Annotated in this window: 18 protein-coding genes; 14 read left to right on the top strand and 4 right to left on the bottom strand. The window is 69.1% G+C overall.

All coding sequences use genetic code 11. The annotated features are described in order from the left end of the window. Window positions 1-7 precede the first annotated feature (7 nt). The 14 genes from V2S85_RS09305 to V2S85_RS09240 all read left to right on the top strand — a co-directional run bounded on the left by V2S85_RS09305 (window position 8) and on the right by V2S85_RS09240 (window position 12,077). Window positions 8-1,327 carry a FliI/YscN family ATPase gene (locus tag V2S85_RS09305; protein ID WP_330702581.1) on the top strand — a complete coding sequence of 440 codons (1,320 nt, stop codon included), beginning with the start codon at window positions 8-10 and terminating at the stop codon, window positions 1,325-1,327. Next, on the top strand, window positions 1,324-1,749 hold the full coding sequence (locus V2S85_RS09300) for a hypothetical protein (protein ID WP_330702580.1): 426 nt from the start codon (window positions 1,324-1,326) through the stop codon (window positions 1,747-1,749). Before V2S85_RS09305 ends, V2S85_RS09300 begins: the two co-directional genes overlap by 4 nt. Before the next feature lie 39 nt (window positions 1,750-1,788). Next, a complete protein-coding gene (locus V2S85_RS09295; protein WP_330702579.1) occupies window positions 1,789-3,798 on the top strand; it encodes a hypothetical protein in 2,010 nt (669 codons plus the stop codon). A 29-nt stretch (window positions 3,799-3,827) separates the two neighbouring features. Continuing rightward, window positions 3,828-4,427 (top strand): flagellar basal body-associated FliL family protein, encoded by a 600-nt coding sequence (locus V2S85_RS09290; RefSeq protein WP_330702578.1) that lies wholly within the window; start codon window positions 3,828-3,830, stop codon window positions 4,425-4,427. Further along, window positions 4,427-5,308 (top strand): FliM/FliN family flagellar motor switch protein, encoded by an 882-nt coding sequence (locus V2S85_RS09285; protein ID WP_330702577.1) that lies wholly within the window; start codon window positions 4,427-4,429, stop codon window positions 5,306-5,308. Before V2S85_RS09290 ends, V2S85_RS09285 begins: the two co-directional genes overlap by 1 nt. Window positions 5,309-5,323: 15 nt before the next feature. After that, window positions 5,324-5,626, top strand: coding sequence for a flagellar motor switch protein FliN (gene fliN, locus V2S85_RS09280; protein ID WP_330702576.1), 303 nt, complete (start codon window positions 5,324-5,326; stop codon window positions 5,624-5,626). Further along, a complete protein-coding gene (locus V2S85_RS09275) occupies window positions 5,626-5,892 on the top strand; it encodes a flagellar biosynthetic protein FliO (protein WP_330702575.1) in 267 nt (88 codons plus the stop codon). The genes fliN and V2S85_RS09275 overlap by 1 nt, the downstream gene beginning before the upstream one ends. A gap of 98 nt (window positions 5,893-5,990) precedes the next feature. Further along, on the top strand, window positions 5,991-6,773 hold the full coding sequence (gene fliP / locus V2S85_RS09270) for a flagellar type III secretion system pore protein FliP (protein ID WP_330702574.1): 783 nt from the start codon (window positions 5,991-5,993) through the stop codon (window positions 6,771-6,773). Between the two features lie 139 nt (window positions 6,774-6,912). Then, entirely contained in the window at window positions 6,913-7,200 is a 288-nt protein-coding gene (locus V2S85_RS09265) for a flagellar biosynthetic protein FliQ (RefSeq protein WP_330702573.1), read from the top strand. 103 nt (window positions 7,201-7,303) lie between these two features. Beyond that, window positions 7,304-8,083, top strand: a complete 780-nt coding sequence (gene fliR, locus V2S85_RS09260) for a flagellar biosynthetic protein FliR (protein WP_330702572.1) — start codon at window positions 7,304-7,306, stop codon at window positions 8,081-8,083. A 13-nt stretch (window positions 8,084-8,096) separates the two neighbouring features. Beyond that, a complete protein-coding gene (locus V2S85_RS09255; RefSeq protein WP_330702571.1) occupies window positions 8,097-9,236 on the top strand; it encodes an EscU/YscU/HrcU family type III secretion system export apparatus switch protein in 1,140 nt (379 codons plus the stop codon). A 259-nt stretch (window positions 9,237-9,495) separates the two neighbouring features. Next, window positions 9,496-10,917, top strand: a complete 1,422-nt coding sequence (fliD, locus tag V2S85_RS09250; protein ID WP_330702570.1) for a flagellar filament capping protein FliD — start codon at window positions 9,496-9,498, stop codon at window positions 10,915-10,917. Continuing rightward, complete coding sequence (locus V2S85_RS09245; RefSeq protein ID WP_330702569.1) at window positions 10,899-11,291, top strand: flagellar protein FliS; 393 nt, start codon at window positions 10,899-10,901, stop codon at window positions 11,289-11,291. Before fliD ends, V2S85_RS09245 begins: the two co-directional genes overlap by 19 nt. A gap of 183 nt (window positions 11,292-11,474) precedes the next feature. Then, complete coding sequence (locus V2S85_RS09240; RefSeq protein WP_330702568.1) at window positions 11,475-12,077, top strand: response regulator transcription factor; 603 nt, start codon at window positions 11,475-11,477, stop codon at window positions 12,075-12,077. Between the two features lie 383 nt (window positions 12,078-12,460). Here V2S85_RS09240 and V2S85_RS09235 read toward each other — a convergent pair whose 3' ends face one another. From V2S85_RS09235 to V2S85_RS09220, 4 genes are all read right to left on the bottom strand, one after another. Further along, window positions 12,461-12,907, bottom strand: a complete 447-nt coding sequence (locus tag V2S85_RS09235; RefSeq protein ID WP_330702567.1) for a hypothetical protein — start codon at window positions 12,905-12,907, stop codon at window positions 12,461-12,463. Window positions 12,908-13,100: 193 nt separating this feature from the next. Then, a complete protein-coding gene (locus tag V2S85_RS09230) occupies window positions 13,101-13,817 on the bottom strand; it encodes an alpha/beta hydrolase (protein WP_330702566.1) in 717 nt (238 codons plus the stop codon). 52 nt (window positions 13,818-13,869) lie between these two features. After that, window positions 13,870-15,015, bottom strand: coding sequence for a pyridoxal phosphate-dependent aminotransferase (locus V2S85_RS09225; protein WP_330702565.1), 1,146 nt, complete (start codon window positions 15,013-15,015; stop codon window positions 13,870-13,872). A gap of 125 nt (window positions 15,016-15,140) precedes the next feature. Then, window positions 15,141-15,566, bottom strand: a complete 426-nt coding sequence (locus V2S85_RS09220) for a nuclear transport factor 2 family protein (RefSeq protein WP_330702564.1) — start codon at window positions 15,564-15,566, stop codon at window positions 15,141-15,143. Window positions 15,567-15,645: the final 79 nt, after the last annotated feature.

The raw sequence follows: 15,645 nt of genomic DNA, 5'->3' as shown, positions 1-15,645 counted from the left end.
CAGTGAGATGACCTCCCCCCACGCCCGGATCCTCGCCGACTTCGCTGCCGCGCCCGCCGAACTCGGCCCGCGCCGGTTCGGCATCGTCAGCGCCTGCGACGGCGGCTTGCTGGAGGTCAGCGGCCTCTCCATCCCGGTCGGCGCGCTGTGCAAGGTGTTCAACGGCCGCTCCACGCTCGCCGCCGAGGTGATCGGCTTCCGCAACGGCCGCACGATGATGATGCTCCTGGGCGATACCATCCTCCTGCGCCCCGGCGCCCGCGTGGTGCCCGAGGGCCACCCCGGCATGCTCCCGGTGGGCGAGGCGTTCCTCGGCCGCGCGGTCGATGGCGAGGGGCTGCCGATCGACGGCGGCCTGCCCATCCACACCCGCCTCGAATGGCCCTCGGGCGGCGTGCGCACCTCCGCGCTCGACCGCAGCCCGGTGCGCCGACCCTTCGACACCGGGGTGCGCGCGCTCAACGCGATGACCACGTTCGGCGTGGGCCAGCGTATCGGCGTGATGGCCGGATCGGGCGTCGGCAAATCGGTCCTCATCGACATGATCGCCCACGGCGCCAGCGCCGAGATCATCATCGTCGGCCTGATCGGCGAGCGCGCGCGCGAAGTCTCGGATTTCGTCGAGCGCCACATGCACGATGCCAAGCGCCACAAGACCGTCATCGTCGCCGTCCCCGCCGACCACGCCCCCAACCTGCGTCTGCGCGGCGCGATGCTGGCCACCTCGATGGCCGAGCACTTTCGCGCACAGGGCCGGAATGTCCTGCTGATCCTCGACAGCCTCACCCGCGTCGCCCACGCCGGGCGCGAGATCGGCCTGCTGCTGGGCGAGCCCGGCGCCGCGCGCGGCTATCCGCCCTCCGCACTCGCCACGATCACCAAGCTGGTCGAGCGCGCGGGCAATTCGGCGGCCAGCGGCGGCGCGATCACCGGGCTCTACACGGTGCTGGCGGACGGCGATAACCAGGACGACCCGGTGGTGGACACCGCCCGCTCGATCCTCGACGGGCATGTCGTGCTTTCGCGCGATCTGGCGCAGCGCGGGCAGTATCCCGCGATCGACATCGCCGCCTCGCTCAGCCGCGTGATGAACGACATCGTGCCCCGAGAGCACCAGCAGGCCGCGCGCACCTTCCGCGCGCTCACCGCCAGCTACGAGGCCAACCGCGACCTCGTGCTGATGGGCGCGTACCGGCAGGGCGCCGACGCCCAGCTCGACCGCGCCATCGCCATGCACGGCGCCCTCACCGGCTTCCTGTGCCAGCCGCAGGGCGAAGTCGTGACGCTGCAGCAAAGCGCCGCGCAGTTGTTGGCTTTGCTGGGATGACCCCCGAACGCAAGAAACTCGCCCGACTTAACCGGCTGGAAAAGCTGCGCGCGATCGCCAAGCAGACCGCCGCCACCGAGGCCGCGCAGGCCGAAAGCACGCTGGCGCAGTTGCAGAACCTGGCCGAGCGCACCCGCGCCCTTGCCGCGAACTACGCCGCGCGCCGTGACGCGCCTGACGGCGCCGCGCTGCATCAGGTGGGACGCTTCGTCAGCGGGCTGCGCACGATCACCAGCACCACCGACGGCGAAACCCTGCGCGCCCGCGCGATCGCCGATGCCAAGCAGCAGGCCCTCGTCGAAGCCGAACGCCGCCGCGCCGCCATCGAGGATCGCGCCGCCGCGCAGGCCCGCGTGGTCGCCAGCAAGGCGCAAGTGCCCGCGCTGGGAGCGAAGCGCAAGAATGGCACGGAACTTGATTAACCTTTTGCCGAATCGCCTTCCAGCAGGACGCCAAGCCGCATGATCCAGAGCACCGCCCCTTCCCTGACCCCCGCCTTTTCTCCGGCGAGCGGTGCCGCCGTCGCCGCCACGGCAGGCGGTGACTTCGCGGCCCTGCTGGGCGTAGCGCCTGCGGTTACGGCGGTGCAGGTAGAAGGCGCTGCCTTGCCGATGGTCGAAGCATTGCCGGTAGCAGAACCAAAGCCCGCAAGCACGCTGCCCGAAATGGCCGAGACACCCCTGTCCGAAGCGCTGAAAGGCGCGCAGGACGGCCTTGCAGCACTGGTCCGGCAGGCCGGTGCGGCATTACAAGCGCCTACGACTTCCTTGCCCGTGGCGCCCGGAAATCCGGCAATTTCGGCCACCCTCGCCACGCCTTCGTCCGCCACCTCGCCGATTGCCCTGACGGCGCATCTTGCCCCGCTTGCGCAGCCCGCCGAGCAAAGCGCGCCTGCGGCCGCTGCCGTGCCGATGCCCGTCCCTGCGAAGGCTGGCGAATACGCTCCGAAAACGACGCCGACGCCCGCGAAGGCGGCTGTCATCGCCGACGCTCCCCTGCCGAAGGCCGACGCGGAGGCATTGCCGATCGTGAAGTCGGACGGCAAGAACGGCAAGCCCTCCGGCAAGTTGTTGCCGCCGGCCGCCGAGGCCCGGCCTGCCAAAGCCAAGGGCGAGACCACACCCTCCGACGCATCGCAGTCCAATGCTGCTCCAGTCGGTCAGCCGGGCGATGGCGGGGTAACGGCGAAGGTCGGCGTGGATCTTCCGATCGCCGCGCCGATTGCGGGCGCTGCTCCGCCGGTTCCCGAAGCGTCGGTTCCTCGCCCCGCAGCCGCTCCGACACAGGACGCGGCGACGCCGGTAGCTCCGCGTCCCGCCGCTGCCACCGTGATCCCCGCCGAAGTGCGCGCCATCCGGTTCGAGCCGATCGAAATCGTGCGCTCTCCCGCAAGGCCGGTCCGGGCAGCGGCTGGTTCGACAGTCGGGCCTGTGGCCGACGCGGTGCTCCCCATGACGCCCGGTCGCGCAGCACTGCCGATCGTCCCTCAGGGCGATGCCGAACCTTCGCCTATCGCGCCCCCGCTCGTGAATGCGACTGCCGCGCCGATCGTTGCACCTCCCAAGTCCGCTCTGGCCGATCCGATGGCCACCGTCCCGGCGGCCGAGCCAGATCGCCAAGCGGTCAATAACATCCCTGCGAAGCCACAGGTCGCTGCAAGCGATCCGCTCGCACGGCCAGCAACTGGCGAGGCGCATGGCGCGCCTGCAGGGCCGGCCCCGACGGCGGCACCAACCGCTTCGCCGACGACCATCGCCATCGCAACGCCGACCGTGCCTCCGATCGCCACTCCGTCCGCACGCCCGGAGCACGCGGACGCGGCATCCGTCCGCATCGCTCTGGAAGACTCGGGCGAAGCCGAAACGCGCTCGCCCGCCGAGGCCGACAAGCCTGCCGCCCGCCCCGTCGAGATGGCAGCGCGCCCGGCGTCTGGCCAGCCGCTTACGGCGGATCTTGGCCCCGTCGCTCAGGATGCGGCTTCCGCGCCCGCGCCTTCGGCTCCCACCGAGACGCCGCATGACTTCGACACCCTCGTCTCGCGCCTTGCCGAAGCGCGCGAGGCGGCATCGCCGCATGTCGTGCGCACCGCCTTCGAGCATGCCGAGTTCGGCCGCGTGGCGATGCAGCTGGGGCAGGACAAAAACGGACTGTCGGTGACGCTCTCCAGCCGCGACGCGGACTTCGCGCCCTCCGTTCAGGCTGCGGCCGCCGCCGTGGCGAGCAGCGCGGCGGGGGGAAATGCCGATCAGCAGCACCGCGATGCGCCGACCTCGCAGCAGCAGAATCCGAACGGTCAGGGCCAGCAGGCCCGCGCCGAGGCCTCCGGCCAGAACGCCAGCCAGAACACCGGTCACAACGGGAGCCAGCAGCGCCGCGAAGGCCATGCCTCCCGCCAGCAGGACCAGCACCCGTCCGCCGGTTCCGGCCCCCGCCCGCGCGGCGAACCGCAGCAGGGCGGCGTCTACGCCTGAGCCGTCAGCACAACAGGGGATTTTCGTGAATGAGTGAAAAGCCGTCCACTGGCGATGACGAGGCGCCGAAGAAGAAGAAGAAGGGCAAGCTGGGCATCATCATCATCGCTGTCGCCATGCTGGCGGTGGGCGGCGGCGGCGTGTTCGGGCTGATGGCGGCGGGCGTCATCGGCGGCGGCCATGCCGAGGAGAAGAAGCCCGAAGGCCCGCAGTTCATCAAGAAGGGCGAAGTCGATCCCTACGCCCCGCCCGCCAAGGAAGGCGAGGGCGAAGGCGGCGCGCCCGAGGCCGAGAGCGAGGGCGGCGACGAATATCGCACCGCCTACTTCACCTTCACCGACGATTTCACCTCCAACCTCAAGGGTTCGGACGCGATGGTACAGGCCAGCATCGCCTGTTCCACCCGGCGCGACGGGCGGGTGCTGCAGTGGCTCGCCAAGCACGAACTGGCGATCCGCTCGCAGCTGCTCAGCATCCTTGCCGATACCTCGGAGGACGATGCCTCGACGCCCGAGGGCAAGGACCGCCTGCAAAAGCGGATGACCGCCGCGATCAACCAGGTGCTGATCCAGAAGGAAGGGTTCGGCGGCGTCGATGCCGTCTACTTCCGCAACTTCATCGTGCAATGATGGCGAGCGCTTCCTCCAGGAAGGCGCGCCATGCCGCCGAACTGCTGGGCGCGGGGCCGTCGATCGCCGAGATGGTGCGCCCGCTGACGCAGTTGGGCGAGACGCTGGCGCGCACGCTGCCCTCCGGTCTCGCCCGCGTGGCAGGCGGCGAGCCGCCGGTGGTCCGCATCGGCATCCCGGCCGAGGGCACGCTCGATGCGCTGATCGCCGAGGAGACCGGCCTCGCCGCGCATTCGCTGATGGGGCTTGGGCCCAAGCGCCTGCCGCTGCTCGCCAGCTTCGAGGCGGCGCCGGTGCTGCGCCTGCTCGACCGCACCTTCGGCGGGCGCGGGCTGCTGCCCGATCCTCTGCCCACGCGCTTTCCGCTCTCTGCCGAACTGCTGCTGGCGCGCATGGAGGACGCCATCGCCAATGCGTTGTCCGCCGGGATGGGCGGGGACGAAGTGCACCGCGTGGTGCCGCTGCGGCGCGACACGGTGCTCGCGCAGTTGGCCCCGTTCGGCCCCGGCGAACCGCTGCTGCGGATCGTGCTGGAGGTGGAGGAAACCGGCGTCGAGGCATGGTCGCTGGCGCTCGCCTTCCCGCTCGGCACGCTCGCCAGCGCGCTCGTCGCGCCGCGTCGCAAGCGGCGGGTGCCCGCCCGCACGCGCCGGGCCGGGCCGGGTGACGAACCTTTCGCCTCGCTCCCGATCGAGGTGACGGCGGTGCTGGTGGACATGACCCTGCCCTTCTCGCGCCTCTCCGCCCTGCGTCCCGGCGACGTGCTGCCGGTGACGGTGGCGCGCGCGGTGCCGCTCAGGGTCGACGGGCGCACCATCGCGGCGGGCACCGTCGGCGAAGTCGAGGACCGTGTCGCGGTCCAGCTCCAGAATGCCTTTTGAGGAACGATTGACGACATGAGCATCCATTCCCGCGGCCTCGATTTCCTTCGCGACGTCGACGTGCGCCTGTCGGTCGAGCTGGGCCGGACACAGATGAAACTGAAGGACGTGCTGGCGCTGGGGCCGGAAAGCCTGGTCATGCTCGACCGCATGACCGACGAACTGCTCGACGTACTGGTCAACGGCAAGCCGATCGCCAAGGGCGAGGTCGTCTCGCACAACGGCCGCTTCGGCCTGCGCATCGTCGAGATGCTGGGCGTGGAGGAAACCGCCGCGCCCGACGACGCGCTGGGGCTGCCGGGCGAAAGTGACGCCTGATGCTGTGGTATGTGGTCAAGCTGCTGGTGCTGCTGCCGCTGATCGCGGCGATGGTGTGGGGATGCCTGCGCCTTGCGAAGATGGTGCAGGCGCGGGCGGGGATCGGGGCGGGGTCGAAGAGTATCCGGATCGTCGAGACGACGATGCTCTCGCCGACGCTGAAGCTGGCGGTGATCGAGTTCCATGGGCGCGAGATACTGGTCTCCGCCTCGCGCAATGGGTTGACGCGGCTGGCCGAGGCCCCGGCGCGGGAGCGGGCGGAATGACGGTCCACCCCGGGACGGGAAGGGGGACCACCCGCAGGGTGGTGGAGGGGCACGCGCCGATGACGCGACGTCTCGTTAGCCGAGGGTGCCCCTCCACCATGCTTCGCATGGTCCCCCTCCCCCGTTGGGGGAGGATCTGCGCCGCTCTCCCTGCGCTCCTCCTCTCCACCACCGCCCACGGCCAGGACGCCCCCGCCGCCATCCCCGGCGCGCTCGATCGCGCGTTCGGCTCGCTGGGCGGCACTGACGGCCCCGGCATGACGATGTCGCTGCAGTTGCTTCTCATTATGGGGCTGCTGACGATCCTGCCCAGCCTGATCCTCATGATGACCAGTTTCACCCGCATCCTGGTGGTGCTGTCGATCCTGCGGCAGGCGATCGGGCTGCAGCAGTCGCCGCCCAATCAGGTGCTGATCGGGCTGTCGATGTTCCTCTCGCTGTTCGTGATGGCGCCGACGCTGGAGGCCGTGAACCGCACCGCCATCGCCCCCTATTCGGCTGGCACGATGAACGCCGAGACCGCCATCCAGAACGGCGGCCGCGCCTTCCACGCCTTCATGATCCGCCAGACCCGCGAGCGCGACCTCCTCATGTTCGCCGAGATGGCCAAGGCGCCGCGGTTCGCCAGCGCGGCGGACGTGCCGTTCTCGATCCTGCTGCCCGCCTTCGTCACCAGTGAACTCAAGACCGCGTTCCAGATCGGCTTCATGCTGTTCCTGCCGTTCCTTGTGATCGACCTGGTGGTGTCCTCCGTCCTGATGAGCCTGGGCATGGCGATGATGAGCCCGATGGTGGTCTCGCTGCCCTTCAAGCTGCTGCTGTTCGTGATGGTGGACGGCTGGTCGCTGCTGATGGGCTCGCTGGCGCAGAGTTTCGGGTGATGGGCTTGCGGTCTTTACGATGGGGCTTCGACAAGCTCAGCCTGAGCGGATTTGAGAGGTTTACACTACCCCCGCTCACCCTGAGCTTGTCGAAGGGTCAAGCGCGGCCCCTCGAAGCCCCATCGCGCAAGGCATCGCCATGGATGACATAAGCGCCCTCCTCGCCCTTGCCGACCGGATGCTGTGGGTGACCGCACTGGTGGCCGCACCGGTGCTGCTGGCCTCGCTGGCGGTGGGCCTCGTCATCGGCGTGGTGCAGGCGGCGACTTCGGTGAACGAGCAGACGCTGACCTTCGTGCCCAAGCTGGCGGTCATCGCGCTGGTGCTGGTGCTGCTGGGTGGTTCGATGATGACGCTGATCGCCGACTACACGCAGGACATCTTCGCCCAGATCGCCGCCACCGGGCAGCAGACGCAGGCGCAATGATGCCCTCACCTTCCGTCATTGCGAGCGTAGCGAAGCAATCCAGGGCGGTGCGGAACGGCTCTGGATTGCTTCGCTACGCTCGCAATGACGAAGTGGGTGGCTGATGAACGGCATCGACTTCGGCTACGGCCCGCTGGAGGCCGAGTTCTGGCGCCTCGTCTTCGTCATGACCCGCATTGGCGCCGCGCTCGTGGCCGCCCCGCTGTTCGGCGCGGTGACGGTGCCGCCGCAAGTGCGCGTCATGGTCGCGGGGGGCGTGGCGGTGCTGGTCTGCGCCTGGACGCCGGTGCAGGCGCCCGCGCAGATGCTCTCGGCGATGGGCATCCTGTCGGTCATGGGCGAAGTGCTGGTCGGCCTGACGCTCGGCTTCATCCTGCAGCTCTCGTTCGCCGCGCCGGTCATCGCGGCCGAGATCATAGGCGGCGGCATGGGCATGAACATGGCGGTCGCGGTCGATCCCGTCGCGGGCACGCAGTCCCCCGCGATCGGTCAGTACTTCATGGTGGTGATGACCGTGGTGTTCCTCGCGCTCGGCGCGCACCTGCAATGGTTCGCGCTGGTGGTGCGTTCGTATGAGGTGTTCCCGCCCGGCCAGACGTGGCTGGGGCCGGAACGGTTCGACCTCATCGCCGGGTTCGCCAGCCAGATGTTCCTCACCGCCGTCGCCATCGCCCTGCCGGTGACGCTGGTGCTGCTGGTGGTGCAGCTGGTGGCGGGCGTGCTGAGCCGCTCGGCCCCGGCGCTCAACCTGTTCTCGCTGGGCCTGCCGATGGGTGTCTTGGGCGGGATCGCCGCGCTGATGATCTCCGCGCCCGTCCTCACCGATCTCGTCACCCGCCTCTCCGCCGAAGCCCTCAGCCACGCCGAGGAGCTGTTCCAGTGAGCGGGCAGGCCAAATGAGCGAACAAGAGGGCGAGAAGAGCTTCGCCCCCAGCGAAAAGCGCCTGCGCGACGCGGCGAAGCGCGGCGATGTCATCCGCCCGCGCGAACTGGCGATCGCGGCCTCGATGGCGGTCGGCGGCGCATGGCTGCTGCTGGCGGGACCATGGCTGCTCGACTTGTGCGAGCGCCTGATCCGCGCAAGCTTCACTTTCGACCGCGCCGCGCTCGACGACTTCGCCCCCGGCACCATGCTGACCGGCGCGCTGGTCGCCGCGCTGCCGCCGATCGCGGTGCTGGGCCTCGGCATCGTCGCCATCTCGCTCATCGCGCAGCTTAGTTTCGGGCAGGGCCGCTGGCTCGGCGGCAACCTTGCGCCCAAGGGCTCGCGCATCAACCCGATGTCGGGGCTGAAGCGGGTGTTCGGTCCCTCCGGCTGGATCGAGATGGCCAAGGGCCTCGCCAAAGTCGCGCTGCTGGGCGTGATCGCGTGGGTCTGGGCAGAGGGCCGCATCGACGCCTTCGCACGGCTGGGGCGCGGCGACGTCTTCGCGCAGCTGGCGTGGGCATGGAACACCATCGTGCTGCTGCTGTTCTGGCTCTCCGCCGGGCTGTTCCTGATCGCGCTGATCGACCTGCCGATCCAGCTGTTCCGCCGCAACAAGCGCCTGATGATGACCCTGCAGGACGTCCGCGACGAATCCAAGGAAGCCGAAGGCGCGCCCGAGAAGAAGGCCGCGATCAAGGAACGCCAGCGCAAGATCGCCAGTGGCGGCCTCGTGCCCGCAATGAAGCAGGCTCAGTTCGTGATCGCCAACCCGACGCACTTCGCGGTCGCGTTGTCCTATGATCCGGCCAAGGCCTCCGCCCCGATCCTCGTCGCCAAGGGGCGCGGCGACACCGCGCTGGCGATCCGCGACCTCGCCGCCGAATACGCGGTGCCGGTGCTGCACTACCCGGCGCTGGCCCGCTCGGTGTTCTACACCACGCGCGAGCGGCAGGTGATCCGCGAGGAACACTATGTCGCGGTGGCGGCGCTGCTGGCCTTCGTGTTGGCGCTGAAACGCGGGGAGAAGCGGCCGAACCCCGAAGTTTCGGTGCCGGTGACGCTGCGGTTCGATGTGGACGGGCGGCTCGATCCGGGGTCGGTTTCGTGATTCGGTTGCACGCGGAGACGCGGAGACGCGGAGAAGGGTTCACGCAAAGGCGCGAAGGCGCAAAGAGATCATGCTGCGCCGCAGGCTCATTTCATCGCCAGACCCGGCGTAATACGCAGCGTCAGATCAAGAAGTGGATGCGCCGCAACCGCTACCCCTCCGCGCCTTTGCGCCTTTGCGTGAACCACCCTTCCCTTTTCTTCTCCGCACCTCCGCGTGAAACTCTTAACCCCGCCCGCAAGCCGCCGTTCTAGCAGCCATGACCACCACCTCCTCCACGACTTCGGCCACCACCACGAGTTCGCTCGTGACCGCGCTCGGCGGGGGCAGCGGGGTGGACATGACCGCGCTGGCGAATAACCTAGCGCAGGCCCAGTTCGCCTCGCGCAACGACAGGCTTGCCGCGAAGTCCGACAAGCTCGACGCGCAGATTTCCGCCGCCTCCAACATCAAGTCGCTGATGCTCGGCCTCGACACCTCGCTCGGCACGCTGGTGCGTTCGGGCAGCCTTGCGCGCACGCCTAGTCTCGCCAATGCCGCAGTCGCCGGCGCCTCGCTGTCCGGCTCCAGCCAGCCGAGCGGCAGCTATTCGCTCGAAGTGACGCAGCTCGCCAGCCGCCAGCAACTCGCCAGCGCGCCCTTCGCCGCGACCACCAGCCCGGTCGGCTCGGGCACGCTGACGCTGAAGTTCGGCACCGTATCGGGCAGCAGCTTCGCGCAGGACAGCGCCCACGCTGCCGTGGACATCGCCATCCCGCAAGGCGCCACCCTCGCCGATGTCGCCAGCGCGATCAACGGCGCGGATGCGGGCGTCAGCGCCTATGTCACCACCACGGTGGACGGCGCGCAGTTGGTGCTCAAGGGCGCGGAAGGCGCGGCTAACGGCTTCGTGCTGGAGAGCGCCGACGCGGGCCTGTCCGTGCTGGCGTGGTCGCCGGGATCGGCGAACGGCCAGTTGATGAACACCGCCACCGACGCCGCCTTCAAGATCGATGGCCTGTCGATGACGGCGAAGTCCAACACCGTCACCGACGCCATCCCCGGCGTAAAGCTGCAACTGACCGCCAGCAACACCGGCGCCCCCACCACCGTCAGCTTCTCCGACCCGTCGAGCGCCATCGCCACCTCGATGCAGGACTTCGTCGATGCGCTGAACGAGGTGGTTTCCGCGCTGAACACCGCGACTTCCATCGGCGGCGACCTCGCCAACGACGCGGGTGCGCGGGCGCTCAAGCGCTCGCTGGCGAGCCTTGGCGGCGCCGCGATCATGCCGGGCGCCACCGGCGCGGCGAAGACGCTGTCCGACCTTGGCCTCAAGATCCAGCGCGACGGCACGTTCACGCTCGACACCGACCGGCTGAAGGCCACGCAGACCGCTGACCCCAAGGGCGTCGCGGCGATGTTCACCAACGGCGTCAACGGCGTCTTCGGCACGATCGACAAGATCTACCGCAGCGCCACTTCGACCACCGACGCCTATTCGCTGGGCAGCTCGATCGCGGGCTACACCAAGAAGAAGACCGGCATCGCCACCGAGAAGACCGACCTTGCCGACCAGCAGGAAAAGCTGCGCGCGCGGCTGGTGGCGCAGTACACCGCGTCGGAATCGCGGATCGGCGCGTTCAAGTCGACCGGCTCGATGCTGACGAACCAGATCGCCCAGTGGAACAAGTCGAGCTGACGATGCTGAAGCCCTGCTCCCCCCAGGAAGCCTACCGCCGCGTCGATTTCGACGCGCGCGTGGCGGGCGCCGGCCCCGCCGAACTGGTCCACTTGTGCTACGAACACCTCGTCAGCGCGCTGGGCACCGCCGTCCACGCCGACCTGAACGGCGACAACTGCCTCAAGAGCCGCTCGATGACGCGCGCGCTGACCGCGATCACCGCGCTGCAGATGGGCGTGGCGGGAGCGGATGGAATGGCCGTGGCGCTGGGCCAGCTCTACGAAGGCGCGCGGCGCACGATCCTCGACAATGCGCTGGCCTTCGATGCGGACGCCATCACCGCCCTGCGCACCGACTTCGCCGAGATCGGCCAGGCATTGCGGGCGGGATAGAAGGCCCGGCGCGCCCGGACGGACCCGTTTCGGTGTTTGCGTAGGTCACGGAAAAGCACGCGTTAGCCGCGATTAGTCCGCCGTTTGCCTCGGTTTCGGAGCAGGTCTCGCGCGACGCGGCGTCGAAGATGCGAATAACTCCTTAGGCACAAACCCAATGGCACACATCATGGGAGCCTTGCCGTGGACCTCATCTCCAACCTGATCCTGATCGACAGCGACATGCGCCGCCGCGCGGCCATCAGCCATGTGCTGTCCAGCGGGGGCATCCATGTCGAACCGTTCGAGAACATCTCCGAACTGGCGATGGCCTGGCCGCGCTCGGGCGTGGTGCTGATCCATGACCAGGCCGGCGCCATCGACGACCTGATCGAGAGCATGGCACGCCACGGCGAATGGTTCCCGATCATCGCCTTCTCGGAGGAACCCGGCGCGCAGCGGATCGTCCAGGCCATCCTCGACGGCGCGATCGACTACATCGCCTGGCCCATCTCGCCCGAGGAACTAACCGACAGCCTCGGCAAGGCGATCACCCGTGCCGAAAGCCTGGGCAACGCCAAGCTGCGCGAAGTCATGGCCCGCGCCCGCATCGATCGCCTGACGCGGCGTGAGCGCGAGGTGCTGGGCGGCGTCGCCAACGGCCTGTCCAATCGCCTGATCGGCGAAAAGCTCTCGATCAGTCCGCGCACCGTGGAGATCCACCGCGCCAACATGCTCAACAAGCTAGGCGCGAACCATACGTCCGACGCCATCCGCATCGCGATCGAGGCGGCACTGGTGAACTGACGGATAATCCGGAACAAGCCCTAATGCACCGTGAACCGGATGTTAGCCATGAAGGGGCTAGACCGTGGCTGTCGGCGCCGTCCTTTGTCCCCATTGGTTGCCAGGGCGCCGACGCCTGATCCGCAGTCGAAGGCGCAGGCCCGGCCGTATTCCCCTCCCGGCCGGGCCTGTCGCGGGACAGGCCCTTTGCGCAGCGCGGCAGGGGCTTCGACAAGCTCAGCCTGAGCGGGGTTCATAGGCCGGCACTGCGGCACGAGGCGGCGCAGGGGGCGGCTCGGAAGGCTGCATGTCCGCCAAGAGGGCGTAACCGGCACGGCGGCTTTTGCCCAGATTGCCGGGAAAGCTGCCGCAGCCGAAGCCGCCCTGATCCAGTCCGGGCGAATTCAGTGCAGCCGCATCGAGGCCGGGGCGATCTGGGCCTCGGCCACATGCTCTTCGGTCTCGAGACGCGCCAGCACCGCCGCGACGTGGCCAGCCAGCATGGCGAGCGCCAGCGTCGATCCTTCGGCGACCGCTTCTTCCGCGCGGCCGGGGGGCACCACCGTCGCCAGGCAAGCCTCGTTCCCCCCGCGGGAGAGCATGAAGGCCATGTCGGGGCCAAGGATTTCCAGCACCGCGTTCATTGCCGCGTCGCAAGCCAGCATGACCTCGATCCGCGCATGATCGAGAGGGGCGGCGGCATCGATGCCGCCGCCGCCCAGCAACTGCACCGCCTCGCGGACGCGGTCCGCCTCTTCGCACGGGGCGCTGCCCGCGCAATCGTAGAGGAAATCGCGCAGCCGCTTCGCGCGCGCGCGTCCGCCGCCGAACTTGTCCAAGATGCCTGCCATCGCCGTTGCCGTTTTCTTTCGCGTTCCGAAGGTGCGCCACAGTCCCCAGACGTGGTCCAGCGTCAATACGCAGTTCCCCATAGCCCGGATTCGGCGTCCCACCTTGTTACATCTTATCCAGCCCGGGTGAAGCACCCGTGTATTCGAGCCTGCGCAGAGCCCTTGGGCAATTTTCCGGAGGCGAAGCGGCGATTCAGAGGCCGGCGATGGCATCCAGCCGCCCGGTCACCCAGTCCGGTTCGGTGAGCATCAGGTCGTGCCCGGTATCGATGTCCCACACCCGCCCCTGCGACCGTTCGGTCAGCAGCGCCATGTCTCGCCCCGGGACGGTCGAGCTGCAAATAAGGTGGCTTTCCGGTATCTTGCGCATCGCCGCCTCGTTCTGCAGCACCAGCGCCTGGTCGAAGCATTTCCATGGCTGCGCGGTCAGCCGGGCGTCGGTCCAGGCGCCGAGCTGCGGGTCGGTCACGCCGAAGAACGCCGCCATCCCGGCCATCGGCGCCATGACCAGCGGCACCCCGGCCACTTCGTGCAGCCCCTGCCGCGCGCCGTGGATCGCCTCGTAGGCATGTTCGTAAAGCGACTCGCCATCGCGCGGATAGGCGGCGTCGAGGTAGACACGGTGGCCGACTCGCCCGGGCTGGCGATCGGCTGCCCCGGTTATGACCATGCCGCCATAGCTGTGGCCGACCAGGATGACCCCGGCCAGATCCTCGAACTCCAGCAGACCCGCGACGTCGGCGATGTGCGTTTCGAGGTCGATGTCCCCGCTCAGCAGGTGAGCGCGATCGGCCAACCCGCTCAACGTGGGCGCGTGGACCTCGTGCCCCAGCGCGCGCAGGCGCTGCGCTACCGGCTTGTAGCACCAGCCGCCATGGCCGCCGCCGTGGACCAGAACAAAAGTCGCCATCTGCCTCTCCCCTTTTTATGATCCACACAGGATCGCAGTCAGGAAAGACAAGTCAAGCGCCGACGGCCTCCTGCCGGGCGGCGAACCAGGCCGCCATGCGTTCTATCGCGTCCTCGATTTCCGGCGTCGATACCGCGAAGCTGAAACGGATGAAGCGGTGGCCGTCCACGGGGTCGAAGTCGATCCCCGGCGCGGTCGCGACGCCGGTGTCGGCCAGCAGCTGGCGGCAGAACGCGAAGCTGTCATTGGTCAGGTGGCCGATGTCCGCCCAGATGTAGAAGGCGCCGTCGGGCGGGGCGATGCGCTGCAGGCCCAGGCGCGGCAGCGCGGCCAGCAGCAGCTCGCGGTTGCGCGCGTAATTGGCGTGGTGGCCTTCCAGCTCCTCGATGCAGTCGAAGGCGACGAGCCCGGCGTGCTGCGCCAGCACCGGCGGGGTCAGGAACAGGTTGGCGATCCGCGCGCGCGCCGCGTCGATCAGGCGCGGCGGCACCACCAGCCAGCCGAGCCGCCAGCCCGCCATCGAGAACCACTTGGAAAAGCTGTTCACCACCAGCGCGTCCGGCACATGCTGGAGCAGCGAATCGGCCGTCATGTCGTACGTCAGCCCGTGGTAGATTTCGTCCGAGATCACCGTGATGCCCTTGCGCGCGCAGACTGCGGCGATCGCCCCCAGTTCCTCGGGCGCGATGACGGTGCCGGTGGGATTGGCCGGGCTGGCGAGGATCAGCCCCTCCGGCGCCGGGTCCAGCGCATCGAGCGCGACGGCGGTGACCTGGTAGCGCTCGGCCGGGCCGCACGGCAGCTCGACCGGCTCGATATAGAGCGTGCGCATGGCATTGCGGTAGGCGACGTAGCCCGGCCGCGCCAGCGCCACCCGCGCGCCGGGGCGAAACAGGCACGAGAGCGCCAGCACGAAGGCGGGCGAGGCGCCGCAGGTAAGGAACACCTGCTCGGGCGAGACCGTGACGCCATAGGCCTCGCGGTAATGGCGGGCGATGCGTTCGCGCAGTGCCGGGCTTTCCCAGTAGCCGCCGGCCTCGGCGTCGAGCACCGCGTGGGCGGCGGCGATGGCGGCGGCGGGTGCCCCGGTCGAGGGCTGGCCGTACTCCATGTGGATCACGTCGCGCCCCTCGGCGGCGAGTTCGTAGGCGAGGCGACCGATGGTGGTGGCGTGAAAGGGTTCGACGTGCGCGATCATGCGCGCGTGCTACGCGCCGCGCCCGCGCGATGCAATTGCGGGCTTGGGGCGGATTGCTTGCATCCGGCGCGCGAAAGGGGCGGCCGGCTCCTGATCCGGCACTTGCCCGATCCCCGGAGACGTCCTTATGCGGCGAACATCGTGTATATCCGCGCGGCGAACAGCCAGCGCCCCTGATGCCGCACGAAGCTGTCGTGATATTCGCCGGTCACCGCCCGGTCGGTGCCGGTGATGCGCGCGGTCATCATGGCATTGGCCTGCGCCGTGTCGCCCTCGACCGTGACGATCAGGTTGTGGATCAGCGGCACCGGATGCGGCCGGCCCTTTCCCTCGAGCAGAAACGCCATGAGCGCTCGGGGCGTCTCGAAGCGCTGACGCACCGCGAACTCCGCGTGGTCAGGCGCGCCCGAGCGGACCTCGAACGTCCCATCCGGCGCGAACAGCGCCGGGATATCCTCGTAGGCCTCGCGCCGTACCGCGCGGGCATAGCCGTGGACGAGATCCGCGATGGCAAGCTGCGCCTCCAGCCGCGCCAGCCGGTCGCCCGTCACGCCCCGCCGTCCCGGGCCATCGCATCGACGATACCTGGCCCGATCCCACGCGCACCGCCGGTTGCCACGGCATGCTTCG

This window comes from Novosphingobium resinovorum (genome assembly GCF_036352595.1).
Classification (GTDB): Bacteria; Pseudomonadota; Alphaproteobacteria; order Sphingomonadales; family Sphingomonadaceae; genus Novosphingobium; species Novosphingobium resinovorum_B.
This window is presented reverse-complemented; position numbering and strand designations above follow the sequence as displayed.

Bases quoted from the DNA above. Each gene is read 5' to 3' on its own strand.
- V2S85_RS09305 (WP_330702581.1), top strand. From the start codon at position 8: ATGACCTCCCCCCACGCCCGGATCCTCGCCGACTTCGCTGCCGCGCCC.
- V2S85_RS09300 (WP_330702580.1), top strand. From the start codon at position 1,324: ATGACCCCCGAACGCAAGAAACTCGCCCGACTTAACCGGCTGGAAAAG.
- V2S85_RS09295 (WP_330702579.1), top strand. From the start codon at position 1,789: ATGATCCAGAGCACCGCCCCTTCCCTGACCCCCGCCTTTTCTCCGGCG.
- V2S85_RS09290 (WP_330702578.1), top strand. From the start codon at position 3,828: ATGAGTGAAAAGCCGTCCACTGGCGATGACGAGGCGCCGAAGAAGAAG.
- V2S85_RS09285 (WP_330702577.1), top strand. From the start codon at position 4,427: ATGGCGAGCGCTTCCTCCAGGAAGGCGCGCCATGCCGCCGAACTGCTG.
- fliN (WP_330702576.1), top strand. From the start codon at position 5,324: ATGAGCATCCATTCCCGCGGCCTCGATTTCCTTCGCGACGTCGACGTG.
- V2S85_RS09275 (WP_330702575.1), top strand. From the start codon at position 5,626: ATGCTGTGGTATGTGGTCAAGCTGCTGGTGCTGCTGCCGCTGATCGCG.
- fliP (WP_330702574.1), top strand. From the start codon at position 5,991: ATGCTTCGCATGGTCCCCCTCCCCCGTTGGGGGAGGATCTGCGCCGCT.
- V2S85_RS09265 (WP_330702573.1), top strand. From the start codon at position 6,913: ATGGATGACATAAGCGCCCTCCTCGCCCTTGCCGACCGGATGCTGTGG.
- fliR (WP_330702572.1), top strand. From the start codon at position 7,304: ATGAACGGCATCGACTTCGGCTACGGCCCGCTGGAGGCCGAGTTCTGG.
- V2S85_RS09255 (WP_330702571.1), top strand. From the start codon at position 8,097: ATGAGCGAACAAGAGGGCGAGAAGAGCTTCGCCCCCAGCGAAAAGCGC.
- fliD (WP_330702570.1), top strand. From the start codon at position 9,496: ATGACCACCACCTCCTCCACGACTTCGGCCACCACCACGAGTTCGCTC.
- V2S85_RS09235 (WP_330702567.1), bottom strand. From the start codon at position 12,907: ATGGCAGGCATCTTGGACAAGTTCGGCGGCGGACGCGCGCGCGCGAAG.
- V2S85_RS09230 (WP_330702566.1), bottom strand. From the start codon at position 13,817: ATGGCGACTTTTGTTCTGGTCCACGGCGGCGGCCATGGCGGCTGGTGC.
- V2S85_RS09225 (WP_330702565.1), bottom strand. From the start codon at position 15,015: ATGATCGCGCACGTCGAACCCTTTCACGCCACCACCATCGGTCGCCTC.